This window comes from Chitinophagales bacterium (assembly GCA_019694975.1).
In the GTDB taxonomy this organism is placed as follows: Bacteria; Bacteroidota; Bacteroidia; order Chitinophagales; family UBA10324; genus JACCZZ01.
On the sequence record JAIBAY010000002.1, the window covers coordinates 627401 to 643595 of the forward strand.

General features: G+C 43.9%; 14 protein-coding genes. 9 read left to right on the forward strand and 5 right to left on the reverse strand.

Annotated features, from left to right (window positions below; translation table 11 throughout):
• Positions 1–52: 52 nt before the first annotated feature.
• From dapB to lepB (K1X61_05720), 3 genes are all read left to right on the forward strand, one after another.
• A complete protein-coding gene (gene dapB, locus K1X61_05710; protein MBX7108128.1) occupies positions 53–796 on the forward strand; it encodes a 4-hydroxy-tetrahydrodipicolinate reductase in 744 nt (247 codons plus the stop codon).
• 125 nt (positions 797–921) lie between these two features.
• On the forward strand, positions 922–2028 hold the full coding sequence (gene lepB, locus K1X61_05715; protein ID MBX7108129.1) for a signal peptidase I: 1107 nt from the start codon (positions 922–924) through the stop codon (positions 2026–2028).
• Positions 2029–2139: 111 nt separating this feature from the next.
• Positions 2140–3243: a signal peptidase I gene (gene lepB, locus K1X61_05720; GenBank protein MBX7108130.1), complete on the forward strand. Its 1104-nt coding sequence runs from the start codon at positions 2140–2142 to the stop codon at positions 3241–3243.
• 163 nt (positions 3244–3406) lie between these two features.
• On the opposite strand, the gene K1X61_05725 is transcribed toward lepB (K1X61_05720), so the two are convergent.
• Complete coding sequence (locus K1X61_05725) at positions 3407–3772, reverse strand: DoxX family membrane protein (protein ID MBX7108131.1); 366 nt, start codon at positions 3770–3772, stop codon at positions 3407–3409.
• A gap of 227 nt (positions 3773–3999) precedes the next feature.
• Between K1X61_05725 and K1X61_05730 the strand changes: the two genes are divergently transcribed.
• Complete coding sequence (locus tag K1X61_05730) at positions 4000–6426, forward strand: gliding motility-associated C-terminal domain-containing protein (GenBank protein ID MBX7108132.1); 2427 nt, start codon at positions 4000–4002, stop codon at positions 6424–6426.
• A 312-nt stretch (positions 6427–6738) separates the two neighbouring features.
• On the opposite strand, the gene K1X61_05735 is transcribed toward K1X61_05730, so the two are convergent.
• The 3 genes from K1X61_05735 to htpG all read right to left on the reverse strand — a co-directional run bounded on the left by K1X61_05735 (position 6739) and on the right by htpG (position 11146).
• The gene (locus K1X61_05735) at positions 6739–7335 is read right to left on the reverse strand and encodes an SRPBCC family protein (protein ID MBX7108133.1); all 597 of its coding nucleotides are present in this window, start codon (positions 7333–7335) and stop codon (positions 6739–6741) included.
• Between the two features lie 169 nt (positions 7336–7504).
• Positions 7505–9103, reverse strand: coding sequence for a bacillithiol biosynthesis cysteine-adding enzyme BshC (gene bshC / locus K1X61_05740; GenBank protein MBX7108134.1), 1599 nt, complete (start codon positions 9101–9103; stop codon positions 7505–7507).
• 234 nt (positions 9104–9337) lie between these two features.
• On the reverse strand, positions 9338–11146 hold the full coding sequence (gene htpG / locus K1X61_05745) for a molecular chaperone HtpG (GenBank protein ID MBX7108135.1): 1809 nt from the start codon (positions 11144–11146) through the stop codon (positions 9338–9340).
• Between the two features lie 300 nt (positions 11147–11446).
• Between htpG and K1X61_05750 the strand changes: the two genes are divergently transcribed.
• The 4 genes from K1X61_05750 to K1X61_05765 all read left to right on the forward strand — a co-directional run bounded on the left by K1X61_05750 (position 11447) and on the right by K1X61_05765 (position 14302).
• Complete coding sequence (locus K1X61_05750) at positions 11447–12019, forward strand: sigma-70 family RNA polymerase sigma factor (protein MBX7108136.1); 573 nt, start codon at positions 11447–11449, stop codon at positions 12017–12019.
• Between the two features lie 13 nt (positions 12020–12032).
• Positions 12033–12422: a hypothetical protein gene (locus K1X61_05755; GenBank protein MBX7108137.1), complete on the forward strand. Its 390-nt coding sequence runs from the start codon at positions 12033–12035 to the stop codon at positions 12420–12422.
• A gap of 359 nt (positions 12423–12781) precedes the next feature.
• A complete protein-coding gene (locus K1X61_05760) occupies positions 12782–13051 on the forward strand; it encodes a hypothetical protein (GenBank protein ID MBX7108138.1) in 270 nt (89 codons plus the stop codon).
• Positions 13052–13201: 150 nt separating this feature from the next.
• Positions 13202–14302, forward strand: coding sequence for a T9SS type A sorting domain-containing protein (locus tag K1X61_05765; GenBank protein ID MBX7108139.1), 1101 nt, complete (start codon positions 13202–13204; stop codon positions 14300–14302).
• Positions 14303–14376: 74 nt separating this feature from the next.
• Here K1X61_05765 and K1X61_05770 read toward each other — a convergent pair whose 3' ends face one another.
• Positions 14377–14958, reverse strand: a complete 582-nt coding sequence (locus tag K1X61_05770) for a hypothetical protein (GenBank protein MBX7108140.1) — start codon at positions 14956–14958, stop codon at positions 14377–14379.
• A 53-nt stretch (positions 14959–15011) separates the two neighbouring features.
• Between K1X61_05770 and K1X61_05775 the strand changes: the two genes are divergently transcribed.
• Positions 15012–16184 carry a class I SAM-dependent rRNA methyltransferase gene (locus tag K1X61_05775; protein ID MBX7108141.1) on the forward strand — a complete coding sequence of 391 codons (1173 nt, stop codon included), beginning with the start codon at positions 15012–15014 and terminating at the stop codon, positions 16182–16184.
• Positions 16185–16195 lie beyond the last annotated feature (11 nt).

Genomic DNA, 16195 nt, shown 5'->3' on the forward strand with positions numbered 1-16195 from the left:
TTTCAATACAGGAGTCACATTACGTAAACCACACTCAATAACCTGCAAACTGATGAAAATTGCATTACTCGGATATGGAAAAATGGGGAAGATGATTGAAAAATGTGCTACCGGAAACAGAGAATACTCAATCAGTCTGAAGATCAATACCGCAAACCGCCATTCAATCTCGAAGGAACAATTGCAGCAAGCAGATGTTGTCATTGAATTTTCATCTCCGGATGCAGTCATTGAAAACATTAATTGGTGCCTGGAGGCGGGAATGCCGATGGTTATTGGCACCACCGGCTGGTATGATGATCTCGAAAATGTTAAACGCTGGTGCAGAGAAAAGAAAGGAGCCATCGTTTATGCCAGCAATTTCAGCATCGGCGTCAATATCATGTTTGAACTCAACCGCAAGCTGGCACAACTGATGAGGTCAAAGCAGGAATATGATGTCAGTTTGGAGGAGGTGCATCATGTCCATAAAAAAGATGCTCCCAGCGGAACGGCCATCACCCTTGCGAATGACCTGTTGAAAGAATCAACAGTTAAAAAATCATGGTTAAGCATACGGGACAACGATTCAGCAGCAAAAAATCATAATCCATCTGAATTGATAATTTTGTCGCGCCGTGAAGACGCTGTAGTAGGAACGCATACTGTGGAATACGGTTCATCCGCTGATAGGATTTCCATCAGGCATGAAGCATTTTCACGGGAAGGCTTTGCAAAAGGCGCCCTCGCTGCGGCAAACTGGATCAGGGATAAAAAAGGCATTTTTGAATTTTCGGAAATATTAAAAGAGATATGAAGTGCAAAAAAAACAGCGATGGTTGCGCGGGTTTCATTCCTGCGGCATCACTGCTTTGCTGGTGCCTGTCATATTCCGGAAATCAATTGTAAACACTTCTCCGCTAAAAGTAAAATCAGTCGTCAATGAATTGGAAATTCTGGCAAAATAGCGCCGCTAAAAAAACAAAGGTTAAAAAGTCAAAGACAAGAGAATGGATTGACGCATTGATTTTTGCGGTGATTGCTGCAACAATCATCCGCACTTTTGTATTGGAAGCCTATACCATACCCACGCCCTCCATGGAAAAATCATTGATGGTAGGTGATTTTCTCTTTGTCAGCAAGATGCATTATGGTGCGCGCATTCCGCAGACGCCGCTTTCCTTTCCATTCGCCCATCATACCATGCCATTAATTGGCGGAAAATCATACCTGGAATGGATTCATCTCCCCTATTATCGCCTGCCCGGCTTTCAGCAGATCAAAAACAATGATGTGGTGGTTTTTAATTACCCTATGGAAGACTTCAGGCCTGTAGATAAACGTGAAAATTATATTAAGCGCTGTATCGGCATTCCCGGAGATACCCTGGAAATCAGGGATGCTGAAGTGTTTATTAATGGCCGGAAAAATACAGATTGGCCAGGGCAGCAGACAGACTACCTTATTACAACAGACGGCACCGGCATTAATGAAAGATTACGTAAGGATCTTGATATTCCTGAATTGGAACCTACCAATAACCCGGGCCAATTTCGGGTGAAGTTGTCAGTTAATAATTATGCGGCACTGTCTAAACTTAAGAATGTAAAATCGATTGAACCTCTGATATGGTCTAAGGGTCTCGTACCGGAAGCGTTATTCCCGGGCGACACAAAAGATTTTCCTTATAACATTGATAATTTCGGGCCGGTCTGGATTCCGAAAAAAGGGGTGACAGTAGGTATCGACAAAAAAAATATACGGTTATATCAGCGGCTCATCACGATTTATGAAGGTCATAATCTCGATGTCACTAAAGATGGCAAGGTAATTCTTGATGGAAAAGAAATTACATCCTACACTTTTCAGATGAATTATTATTGGATGATGGGTGATAACCGCCACGATTCTTTTGACTCAAGGTTTTGGGGATTTGTACCCGAAGACCATATTGTCGGCAAAGCATGGTTTGTCTGGATGTCATGGAATAAAAACGGTTCATTCATCGACAAAATCAGGTGGAGCAGGTTGTTTCATGGCATACATTAACTGCCATGCTTTTTGCACTGCGTAAGCACAACTGCTTAAATAAATCCTCCATAATTTCCGGCATGCCGGGCAACCTGCAGGATCTCACTTAATGCAATGGCAATTGCCAAAATGTTCAGATTCAGATCAAAGGATAACAGGGCTGCTGCAAGGCAAAAAAAATCCCGCCTGCGCGAATGGACGGAAGCAGTTTTGTTTGCTGTGATCGCCGCCATTGTCATTCGCACTTTTGTGGTGGAAGCTTACACTATTCCAACAGCATCCATGGAGAAAACTTTGCTGATCGGAGATTTTTTGTTTGTAAGCAAATTGCATTATGGCGCCAGGATACCGGTAACACCACTCAGCGTTCCGTTTGTTCATAATACACTTCCGTTTACCAATGGAAATTCATACACCGAGTGGATCAGTATCCCGTATAAGAGGCTTCCCGGTTTTCAGAAGATCAAGCGTAATGATATCATAGTCTTTAACTATCCGCTGGAAGACTCCCGGCCTGTTGACAAAAAGGAAAACTACATTAAGCGATGTGTGGCTGTTGCAGGCGATACGCTGGAAATCAGGAATGCTGAAATATTCATTAATGGAAAAAGAAGCAGCGGCTTTCCAGGGCAGCAGCAGGAATATTCCGTAATCACTGATGGTACCGATATCAAACAGTATTTTCTCGAATCACTTGACATTACCGAATTTTCCCGGCTCTCTAACCCGGGTGAGTTTCGTGCAAGCCTTACAAAGTCAGCCGTTGATTCAGTGCTTGCGTTAAAAAATGTGCAATCTGTTACAACGGTAATTCAACAGAAAAGTCATGCGCCGGAAGTCATTTTTCCGCAAGATCAATTGCATTTCGACTGGTCTGTAGATAATCTCGGGCCGATATGGATTCCAAGTAAAGGATCGACAATCACCCTCGATTCAGGCAACATTGCGCTTTATCAAAGAATCATTTCCAGGTATGAAAAGCATGTTCTTACAATTGATAAAGACGGCCATATTCTGATTGACGGTAAAGCAACTGCACAATATACCTTCACCATGAATTATTATTGGATGATGGGCGATAACCGTCATAATTCGCTCGATTCGCGCTATTGGGGATTCGTTCCCGAGGATCATATTGTCGGAAAAGCCTGGTTTATCTGGATGTCGCTGAAGTCGGAAGCAACCGGCTTTGACAAAGTAAGATGGGACCGGATCTTTCAAAGTATTCACTAGCCGGAAATCTTATCGGCAATAATTCCTGATCATATCAGCTGTAGCGGTGTACCTGCTAAGTCGCAAAAACCTTGCACAGATTCCAGGATCAGCCAATTTGAGTTCAGCAAAAAAAAATCCCTGGAGAGAGCAGGGATTTGACCTAAATTTATGAAGAATGCTGTCAGGATTTCTTACCTATACCTGCTACCATCAGCGCTGCTGCTGCCATCGCAGTATCCTTCACCACCATGCTCACCGACATTTGTGCCGTTGCAGGATCTGAAAGACCCGGCATATGAACGGTAATGACAATGATGATGAGAAAAACAGCCAATAAAATCCCGGAGTAATAAGTATAACGGTTAATGATAAAACTAACCGCAGCAGCAAGCAGGCAGATACCGGTTAGATAAACCATCGGTACTGCAATACCTGAAAGGAAGGAAGGTATCATGCCGCTCATTGCATCAGCGCTGGTTAAGTGACCTACGCCAAAGAAAGCAACGGTTAATCCAAAGAGAATGCGTCCAATAGTAGTTAGATTCATGTTAGTTTGGTTTTTGATGAATAAATGAAAAATGACAATGCATGCGGAATATATTTAGTTCCCGGTCAACCAAGTTACACAGCATATCATATAACAAATTAGTTTGCTGCAAATTGTTTTCAACATTAACTTTCAGCACCGGAGGCAGATACCTGAAAAAATATAACTTTGAGCACATTACAACTACTGATTAGTAACAAATACGTCCTGATTTTTACACTTGTTGTATGATAAAAAAAATACTGCCTGTTCTTCTTTTGCTTAGTTGTGTCCGGTTGGCTTCCGGTCAGAACATCAGTGGCATCATCAACAGTTATGCACAGGTTACCGCAATTGCAGGCACTACCTTCACCACGGTATCTTCTGCCGGATTCGCGGTTGGCGATAAGATTATTGTGATTCAGATGAAAGGTGCGTCAATTACCACCGCCAATACATCCGCTTACGGTGATATCACGAACCTCAACAATGCCGGCAACTGGGAATTTGCCACTATTTCCGCTATCAATGGCAACGACATTACAGTTGCATCGCCTTTAGTAAAGACTTATACGGTGAATGCAAAAGTTCAGCTGGTAACTGTTCCTACATATTGTTCGGTGAATATCATTGATACATTAACCTGCAAAGCCTGGGATGGGTTAACCGGTGGAGTGCTGGCCTTTGTATCAGGCGGCACGGTTAACATGAATGCAGATATCAATGTAAGCGGAAAAGGTTTCCGGCCGGGTACTGCCTGTAATACGGGTTTCTTTGCCTGCAATAATGCTAACTGGTTTATTAATCCAACCAATTGCCTTGGGGGCTGGAAAGGTGAAGGCATTGCTGAATATGTCAATAATCCTCAGAGCGGTGGACGTGCTAAACTCGCCAATGGCGGTGGCGGTGCAAATCCCGGAAACAATGGCGGCGGTGGTGGTGGAAATGCCGGTGCAGGCGGATTAGGAGGATTTGAGGATAACAGTTGCGGTGCAACCACCGTACAGGGTATTGGAGGTTTGGGATTAAACTATACGCTGGGTAAGATTTTTTTAGGCGGTGCTGGCGGCAATGGAACCGGCAACGATGCGCAACCTATTTTTCCCGGTACACACGGCGGTGGAATCGTGATGATTTCAGCCAATACGATTGAACCTAATGGATTTTCTATCAGGGCAGAAGGTGCTGATCAGCTCAATCTGACAAGCGATGAGGGTGCGGGCGGAGGTGGTGGTGGCGGCGTGGTGGTGCTCGATGTACAAAATGTGCTTTCACCATTGATAGTTTCTGCCAATGGAGGCGATGGCGGATCAATATCCAATAACCTGGTACTTACCGGATGCCAGGGACCTGGCGGTGGTGGTGGAGGTGGTGTGCTGTGGACTTCCGGTGCAGCAGTACCGGCCAATGTATTATTCTCCGCGAATGGCGGTGCTGCAGGACTTATCGTTCAGCCATTCAGTTTCTGTTATCTCACTACCTATGGGGCAACGGATGGTGAACCCGGAACAACCATCTTCAACTTTCCGCCTCAGCCACTTCCGCTGTCGTCAAATCCGGTGAGTTTAGGCAGTGATTTTAATATTTGTCCGCTTGGCAGTGATACCATTGCCCCCGGACCCGGATACAGCTCTTTTACCTGGCAGGATGGCTCCACTGATTCCTTTTATGTAGTCACCGATTCGGGCAGCTATATTCTCACGGCCGCTGATATGGGAGGATGTTTCAGCTCCGATACCATACACATCGGTTTCCTGCCGCCATCAACGTACAGCATGGGCAATGATACGGTGGTTTGCAAAGGACAACTGGTGATACTCGATGCCGGCGCCGGTTTTGCCACTTACCTGTGGCAGGATATGTCAACTAATCAGACTTACAATGCGATCAATGCAGGAACATACTCAGTAACTGTTACTGATACGGATGGTTGTATCAAACTCAGTACCATCAAGGTTAACAATTTCGGAATAGCACCGCTCGAAATCGGCAACGACACTTCGCTTTGCGTTGGCGACAAAGTGATCTTTAATGGAGGTGCCTTTTCTGATTATGTCTGGCAGGATGGCTCCAAAGGGCCCATTTTCACTGCAACGGCTCCGGGAATTTATTATGTCACGGTAACAGATTTTAACGGTTGTGTTCAATCAGATACAGCAGAAATAATCTCCTTCTATCCGCAGCCGCCGGATGCCTTCTTAACCGACACGGTACTCTGCACCAGTGAGTTTATCCTGCTGGAAGGTCCGCTTGGGTATGCCAGCTACTTGTGGACAGATGGTTCTACAACGAGTGCTATCACCGTAGTAAAACCCGATGTATACGGCCTCACCATAACGTCATCAGATGGCTGTTCGAGCAGCGACAGTACCATCGTTTCCCTGAAATGCCCAACCAGTATTTATATGCCTACTGCATTTACGCCCAATGGCGATGGTATTAATGACACCTATATTCCAATAGGTTACAACATCACTTCCTATAATATAATCATCTATAACCGATGGGGAAAAGTTGTTTATGTTTCTTCTGATTTCACTGTTGGCTGGGATGGCAGATCAAAGGATATAAAGTGTGAAACCGGAACATATATCTATTCAGTCAGCTGGACCGGCTCACTCGATGGCAAGCCATCATCGGGTACGTTAAAAGGTAATTTGACTCTGATCAGATAATTTCCCTGACTGCCGCAGCTTTCAATGCCTTATTTTTTCATCGTGTAGAGACTGCAACCTATGAGCTATCAGCAGTAAAATATATTGGGCAGCATAACAATTGCTCGCACAACATTATTCCACCAGGCAAGTCAGCAACATTTTTTCTCCTGTTTTCAATAATGAAATTTAAATGGCTGTTTTCTGCCGTGAATAGTCAGGTATGATGTAACATCAGCTAACCTGAAATTATTAATCGCTACAGCAAAATATGTTGCAGAAAAATACAATCGGAGTTCACATGTGCACAATCCTTCCGGGATAAAACACCAGTTAAGGTTTTCCGGCGGTTAAAGAATCCTCAGGTGATGCATTCAACTCCGGCATTGCAGGCGGTGAATAGCTTTCCGATACCTTCTTCAGGTCAGACAATCCTTTTTCAAAATCGGCGCCGATCATCTGATCCATAAACAAACCAAGATACTTTGCTACAGGGTTCATACCCATATCCATATCCATACCCCAGATAATCTTTGTACTACCATTCACCGGCTCGAATGTAAAAGTACCGGTTGCTTCTCCGTTTTCGGTAAAATTCATTGAAGTGGTTATGGATTCATTTTGCTTACTCTCTGTAATAGAGAGTTTCCCCTTCCCTACCTGACTGTTTTCACTTGTCCACGAGTAACCTGATCCTGCGCCTTCTTCAGGTCCGTAATATTTGATCTTCATATCGGGATCAAGCTTATTCCATGGCATCCAGCTGTTCCAGTTATGCAGATTATTCACCTGCTTAAAGACGATCTCAGGCTGCGCATTGATAACCGCCATGCGTTCCACATGTACTTTGGACGGCAGGAAAAATGAGATGACCAGCAGTATCGCCAAAAACACCACCAGGAAAATTCCGATTCGCTTTAAGGTTTTCATATGTATTTTTTCTACTAAGATAATAAATACTAAATGTGGCGCAATCAGGAGTACAATATCATGCATGTATCATTCTTGCCACTGAGGCCGGTTGCATCATGCTGGCATGATGTTCATCATTTCTTTCCATCCAAATAGTCAGCTAAAGCAGTCACCGTTAATCATTGAGCTATTCCTCCGACAATATCGTGAACTGCTGTTCCATTGGGTCAAGATGCAACTTCAAAGCTGAAATAAACTGGTCTCCATATTTCGCATAGTAAGTCAGAAAACTATCATGGCGTTCCTGCAGGCTGCCGGTGGGAAATAATTTTTCCTTCAGTGTTCTCAATTGCTGCACCGCCACTTCTTCTTTTCGCCTGGCAGCCTTCTTCATTTTCTCTTCCAGTGACTCCAGAGATTTTTGCGTTTTCACATTTTCCGCCTCCACCGCGCTTTTCAATCCGGCATCGAGCTGCAAGGCCTGCTTCATCACCTGCTCCATCAACATATTCAATTGCTGCTTTTCTTTTGCCAGGGAAATCAAATCACCTGCCTGCACAGACAGATATTGATTAATCAGCGATGCTGCAGGCTTGAAAATTTCCGTATAGGAAAGTCCCGCCTTCTTCATTTTCACAACGTTGCTTTCATCCACCCATAAAACGGAATTGCGCAGCAGCAACATCGGGAAAGCCACGTCTGCTGCTGCGAACACATTTTTCAACTGCATCCAATAAGTAACCTCAGCACCTCCGCCAATAAAAACAAGGTTGGGCAATAACATTTCCTGGTAAACGGGGCGCAACACCACATTCGGGCTGAACCGCTCCGGAGAGTTATCCACTAAAGACATCAGTTCCTCCTCCGTAAACACAAGTGAAGTATTCAGTACCTTCCATTGCCCTTGCTCCCGCACAATCCGTTGCCGGATATTTTCATGCAGGTAAAACAAATTGATCTCCCGCGGCGTAATCTGTGCCTGATAGCTTTCACTGAACTTAGCTGTGGTGCTGTTCACCGCTTCAAAGGAAAACTGTCGTGACAACTCCTGCTTAATCACAGGTTTAAAAATTTGCTTCAATGCCGGATCATCACCATCCACGATTACCAGTCCGTCAGCAGCAAAAAAATGATAGAGCATTTTCTTTGTGGCTCCGGAAACTGTTGCCTCCTGCAGGTAACAGTTTTCCAGCAGTTGAAGACAGCGTCCGGCGCCTTCCGAATCTCCCAATACATTCCTGATTTCAGCAATGACTGTGTCGAGTGAGGCCGTCTTCATCCTGCCAAAAGCCCCTTGCTGATCTGTATTCCATGTAATTGTTTTGGAGAAAAGCTGAATATGATTCAGTTCCTCCTTATCATGATCTTCGCTCCCGATCCAGTACACAGGGATAAAATGAGATTCACGAAATTCCTCATTCAGCCTTCGTGAAAGATTAATCGCACTGATGATTTTGTAAATGAGGTACAGCGGACCGAGAAAAAGGTTGGGCTGATGCGCGGTCACTACCGTGTAAGTATTGCTTTCCTTCAACCGGCCGATATTGATGATAGTCTGATCGTATTTATCACTATCCTGAAATGGAGCATATTGGCCCATCAGTGCATCATGCAACTGGGCTCGATACAAGGGAAACCTGTTGCGGCCGGCTATTATCGCCGGAATAGATCCGGCAATAGGCGCATAACCGTAAAATGGCTGTATGCCGGGATCGCCGCCGGTATAATCCGTAACTGCTTTGTTAAAATATCCCGTATCGGCATACGGAACAGTGGTCTTTTGCATGTGTAAAAATAAGAATCGGATTAAATTGAAGTCATCCGATTAACTGAAAAGCAGGCAAGGTCTCGTACTGATTTTTCCGGATCAGCGCTGAAAGTGAAATTCAAGGAAGTTTTATGTTAATAAAATGCGCAACCTGAAATCAAGATAATGGCTGTCGTATCTGTTGTCCGATTATTGCTTTACAAACTGTTGATCCGGATACTATTCATTGCATCTTCCTGCTATTAAATTTTATTATGACATCAACTCCAGGCTACGGTTAATAAAGCCGGTGAGTTCTTCACCTTTCAAGAGATTTTGTGAGAGCATGGCAAGATCCAATGACTGCCTGATCAGCTGCTGTTGCCTCGTAGAATCAGTTTCCAGCAATGCTTTGGCGATAACAGGGCTATTCGTATTTACAACAAGATTATAGTGTTCTTTCATATCACCCATAAAGTTCATGCCACCGATAGCACTCATCTCCTTCATACGGCGTGTAAACTCTTCCCTGGTAATCATTACGGGCGCTTCCTTTTCGTTAAGCGACTCAAACGATACCGAAAATTTTTCTTTATCCGCCATAGTTTCAATAAGCTGCTTCAATGCATCCTGCTGCTCTTTGGAGAGTTTGGATGGCATTGCTTCTTCTTTGTCGATAAGTTTATCAATGATGTCTGCATCAACCCTTGCGAAGGAGGCATCATCCAGCTTGCGTTCAAGCATGCCGATAAAATGAGGATCAACAGGGCTGTCCATCAGCAAAACTTCATATCCGCGGGTTTCCGCAACAGCCACATAAGAATGCTGCAGCACTGCATCTGATGTGTAGAGATAAACAAGCTTGCCGTTTTTATCAGTTTGCAGCGGTTTTATTTTCGCAGCAAATTCTTCCAGCGTATAATACTTACCGGTATTTGTTTTCAGCAGACAGAATTTGGCGGCTCGTTCGTAAAATTTCTCATCGGACAACATTCCATACTGAATAAAAATTTTGACATCATCCCATTTGCTTTCAAAGTCGGCGCGATCTGCTTTGAACAGTTCTTCCAGCTTTTCTGCTACCTTTTTTGAAATATGAGCGCTGATCTTTTTAACATTCGCATCACTCTGCAGGTAGCTTCGGGAAACATTCAGTGGTATATCAGGTGAATCTATCACACCCTTCATCAACATCAGGAAATCAGGCACAATGTTCTCAACGGCATCTGTAACAAAAACCTGGTTGCTGTATAGCTGAATGCGGTCTTTTTGCTGTTCGAAATTATTCCTCAGTTTAGGAAAGTATAAGATGCCTGTCAGGTGAAAAGGATAATCAACATTCAGGTGGATGTGAAATAAAGGATCTTCGGCAAAAGGGTATAACTCCCGGTAGAATAAACGGTAATCATTATCTGTCAGCGAAGCCGGCTTCCTGATCCAGGCAGGCTGCGTATTATTGATAACTTCCTTTTCAAACTTTATTTCAACAGGCAAAAATTTACAATACTTTTTAAGCAGGTTCTTAATACGCAATTCGTCCAGGAACTCCATGGAATCATCGGCAATGTGTAAGATAATATCCGTGCCACGCTCGTCCTTTTCCGCATCATCCATGGTATAATCAGGGCTTCCGTCACATTCCCATCGAACGGCTTTAGACTGTTCCCTGTAAGACCTGGAGACGATTTCTACTGATGAAGAAACCATAAAAGCAGAATAGAAACCGAGACCAAAGTGTCCGATCAGCTGAGCATTGCTTTTCTCCTTATAGTGTTCAACGAACTCCTCAGCGCCGGAAAATGCGATCTGTGTAATGTATTTCTCGATCTCTTCCCCAGTCATCCCGATTCCATGGTCTCGGATGGCCAGTGTTTTTGCCGTTTTATCGATTATCACCTCGATTGTCAGATCCCCCAATTCGCCCTTGAACTCCGACATCGTACTTAATGCTTTCAGTTTCTGGGTAGCATCTACGGCATTAGATACCAGCTCGCGGAGGAATATCTCATGATCGCTGTACAAAAATTTCTTGATGATGGGAAAGATATTCTCTGTATGTACCTGTATGGTTCCTTTAGACATAAAAAAATTTTGCGCGAAGCTAACAAACGATTTGCCAAGTGACGGCTACCTGACATTGTGTCGTCATCAGATTTCTGTAGCCAGCCATATGTTGCAGAGCGATGAGTTGCTCCCTTTTCGTCACAATGATTTCAGCAATATTACAGGACATGGAAATGTAAGCCTCTTAAATAAATGTTACGTTTGGATTTAATAAATCTGCCGTACGGACACAAACAAAATTAACCTACCTTAAAATATTTCACTGCTTTCATCCGTCAAAACAGCCATACGATGGAAGCCATGACCCTAAATGCAACGATGACGACCCGCCAGAATTTAGAAATCCAGGAAACAGTGCGCAAAGAACGCAAGCGCCTGCTCGATTTTATACGGCAACGGGTTAAAAGCGAGGAAGATGCGGAAGACATTCTGCAGGATGTCTTTTACCAGTTTGTGAATGCCTACCGGATGATGGAACCCATTGAAAAAGTTACTTCCTGGCTGTTTACCGTGGCCCGCAACAGGATCACTGATCTGTACAGGAAGAAAAAAGCAGAAACATTTTCCAATCTCTTACCGGTTACTGACGAGGCGAATGAGGATGATGCTACGGGTTATTTCCTGGATGAATTGATGCAGGACGCATCTGAAACACCGGAAGCACAATACATGCGCTCACTGGTTTGGGATACGCTGAACGCGGCCCTTGAAGAATTACCTGCTGAACAACGCGACGTCTTTAACAATCATGAACTGGAAGGAATGAGTTTCAAGGAAATTGCTGCTCAAACCGGACAACCGGTAAACACGCTGTTATCGCGCAAACGATATGCTGTTTTGCACCTGAGAGAAAGACTGCAGACGCTATACGATGAATTGTTAACCCTCTAAAAAAAAATTATTTATGAAATGGTGGTGGATTTTAAAAGTTGTAAAATTTACAGTTTTGTTTGTGCTTTTCGGAACGGCCATGAGTTACCTGCTCATGACACTATGGAACTGGCTTATGCCGCAGGTTTTCGGGCTGACTATCCTTAGCTTCTGGCAGGCTGCCGGCCTGCTGTTGCTCTCTAAGCTGATATTTGGATTTGGCGGCGGCTGGGGACACAAAGGTCACTACGCCGGACACTGGAAACAGCATGGTGCCGCGATATGGAAAGAAAAGATGGAAGAAAAACTCAAGACGATGAGCCCGGAGGAAAGAGAGAAACTCAGGGAAGAATGGAAGAGACGTTGTGGCTGGAAGTATCAGCACTACAATGAAGAACAGAAAAACGAGTCACAGACTAATTAATCTTTCCGGCGCCGATGCAGAACAGCAGCACAGTTTCACATAAACCACAATGAATGAGTTGCGGTGAACAGATGTATCTTTCATCAGCCAGGAAAATATCAAGAAAGCCTAAGACCGGGCACTAACAGAATCTGCAATTAAATATTAACACTTAAAAACCTGATCTCAGGTTAAGGGAGGCCAGAGGCTTCCCTTTTACATTGGTGCTCTCCCTTATTATTTTGCTCCGCTAAATTTTATATACTTTTAATTACAGTTTCTGTCTTTTAACAACACTGGATTTTTAGAGATCGGGGAATACTAATGTTACATAAAACATTCCTGACAAAAACGCGAATCTAACCTCGTAACGTACTTAAATGAAATCAGCCATAATCACTTCTCTCTTAATTTGTTCTGTCCTTCATTTTTCCAATGGTCAGCAGGCAAAAAAATATGCCAGCCACGCAATGCAAAGAAGACAGGAGAAACTTGCCTTCAGCAGCGCCGGAGACGTGTCGCTGAAAACATATACCCATCTGAAGAAAGAATCGCTGATTATGAAGCCAAAACAGAATTTGCCGGCATACAGGAAGTTGAATCCTTCTATGCAAGGACGAAAAAAGCTTTATCGTACCTATGCCCGTTAACCCCTGAACTGTAGCTTGTTTATTCAACCGGGATAACAATACAATTCAGCACATAATATTCTTCGCGTTTCTTAAAGCGGTTTGCTATTAAAAGATAATTTTATACATTTAATAAATTGAGTTAAACCCCTTTCCTCTAAATCCCTGCAAATGAAATTTAACTACTCCGGAATGTTACGGCTCAATCTTCTCGCATTGATTTTTTTCAGTTGCGGAATGCTCAGTGCTCAGGCAACGAAGCATGTGGTAACCGTTTCAAATTTTGTCTTCACTCCTTCCAGCATGACCATCAATCTCGGCGATACCGTGGAATGGCAATGGCTGAATGGTATTCATACCACCACCTCCACTACCATTCCGGCAGGTGCTGTTGCATGGAATAACGCTATCGATGCCACGCACCTTTCATTTAAATATGTACCTGCTGTTTTAGGTACCTATAATTATAAGTGTAACATTCATCCTACTACGATGCTGGCGAGCTTTACGGTAGTTTGTCCGGCAGCATCACCGATCACTATTGCAGCTGGCGGGCCCACTACCTTCTGTAAAGGCGGAGTTGTAGCATTATCAAAAAATTCAGCAGGCAATTTCAGTACATACCAATGGAAACTGGACAATGTAAATATTTCCGGGGCCACCAATTCCAGTATAAATGCTGACGCATCAGGATCCTACACCCTGACAGGTACCAACAGCTGTGGCAATGCTTCCACTTCCAATGCAATCAGCGTTACTGTTAATAAAAAACCCAAAGCTGATGTTTCCCCGGCAGGCCCCCTCACGATTTGCCAATCACAACCCGTGCTGCTGACCGTTAGCAGCGCCAATAACCAAAGCTATCAATGGAAAAAAGGTAATAGCAATATAGCTGGCGCTACCAACAATACTTTACTGGTGAGCACCACCGGCGATTATAAATGCAAGGTGACTAAAAACAATACCGGATGTACAAAAACTTCAAAAGCTGTTAGTGTAACAGCTAATCCCAATTGTAAAATCAGTGACCAGCAGTACATTGCCACTGCATACCCAAATCCAACACAGGATTATTTTACGATCAGCACGAGCTTACCATCTGCGCAGCCGGCAACCATTAAAATCTATGACTTAACAGGAAAATTGCTTGAGTCGTATAACCTGCAAAAAGAAAGCGCGGCTGTAGGAAATAGTTTACCGCAAGGAGTTTATTTCGCCAAAATCGAAATGTCAGGCAAAGTGATGCAGGTATTAAAACTGATAAAAAACTAAACAGACTGTTGTCCAAGTGAAAAGCGCAGATTCACTGCGCTTTTTTTATTTCATACATAAATAAACAGGGCTGATTATTTTAAATGCACTTCTATCAGCGTCCTGGTGGAATAATTCTTGCTGCCCGCGAAACACTCCGAACTTTTCTCCCTGATAATACCAATACCATAGCTGATCATCATGTATCCTTCACAACTATCGGATATTTTAAAACAGGCGGGTGAATGCCATTGGCCGGCAGGACAATCAGGCAGCCTGACGATCGTCTTCTGCATCACCACATCACCTCCGAAAACATAGTTGAATGTGCCTTCCTGTGCAACGACCATCATCACCGGTGACGGAAATTTAACACCCGTCCGCTGTCGGCTTAACTGATATACTGTATCGTTGCTTTGATACCATTCTTTCCCCTCATCAAAAATAAAGGTGGTCTTGTCATTCCACGATGCCGTACTGACAATTTTATCCGTATCATTGGTCACTAATGTAAGTTGACCATCGGTAAAAACAGAATCACGGTATATCCAGTAATTGCCCACTGCAAGTGGCACAATTGAGCTGCCGTTTGCAGTGGCCTTTTGATGGCAGGATGACTGATCCGTAAGCAGCATCACCAAAAAAAAGGCACTAAAAGAAAAAAAGTAACCGCGCATACGTATTTTTTTAGTTAATCAATAAGTTATAAACCACCGGCAAAAGTCGAACAATGACGAAAGTAATATTAAAAAAAGGGAACCATCCGCGAATATTTACCGGGCATCCATGGGTGTACGCCAATGAAATCGGCAGCGTTTCCGCGTCCATTGCACCAGGCGAAATTATCGAGGTGCATGATTCCCGGAACCGGTTCATAGGACGTGGTTACTACAATGCCAAATCGCAAATCACGGTGCGTTTACTCACACGCCTTGAAGATGAACAGATAGATGAATCATTTTTCAGGAAGCGGCTGATGGAATGTTTTGAATACCGGAAGAAACTTGGATTCAATGGTAATTACAGACTGGTTTTCGGTGAATCCGATTTCCTGCCCGGACTAATCATTGATAAATTCGGTAACAACTTCGTGATACAGGCATTATCACTTGGAATGGATTGCAGGAAGACTATGATTGTAAGTGCATTGATGTCGCTTTTTTCGCCGGACGGCATCTATGAAAGAGATGATGTGCCGGTGAGGAAACTGGAAGGACTGGAAGAGAAGAAAGGTTTTCTTACTGCATCTTTTGCCACTAAACTGGAGCTGGAAGAATTGGGTGTGAAATTTATGATTGACGTGGAGAATGGCCAGAAAACAGGATTCTTTCTCGATCAGAAGGAAAACAGGATGGCATTGCAGCATATCGCAAACGATGCAGAAGTGCTCGACTGCTTTTGTTACACCGGTTCCTTTTCCTTGTTCGCCGCTCATTTTGGGGCAAAACGCGTACACGGACTCGATGTTTCTGAAAGCGCGGTTGCACAAGCAACTGAAAATGCTGCCCTTAACGGATTCGAAAACCGTTGCAGGTTTGAGACGGCTAATGCATTTGATTTGTTGCCGCAGTGGGCAAAAGAAAAAAAACAATTTGATGTGGTAATTCTTGACCCGCCCGCCTTTACCAAAAACAGGGCAGGTATTGAATCCGCTGCCCGGGGCTATAAAGAAATAAATCTCCGCGCCATGAAGTTGATAAGGCCGGGCGGCTTCCTGCTCACGTTTTCCTGCTCACATTTCATGGATCCGGGACTGTTTTTCGATATGATTTCACAGGCAGCAACGGATGCCGGAAAAATAATCCGGCAAGTGGCATTTCTTACGCAGTCGAAGGACCATCCTATCGTCTGGAACATCCAGGAAACGAGCTATCTCAAGGGTTTTGTACTGCAGGTAATCTGATTGTCGGCGCA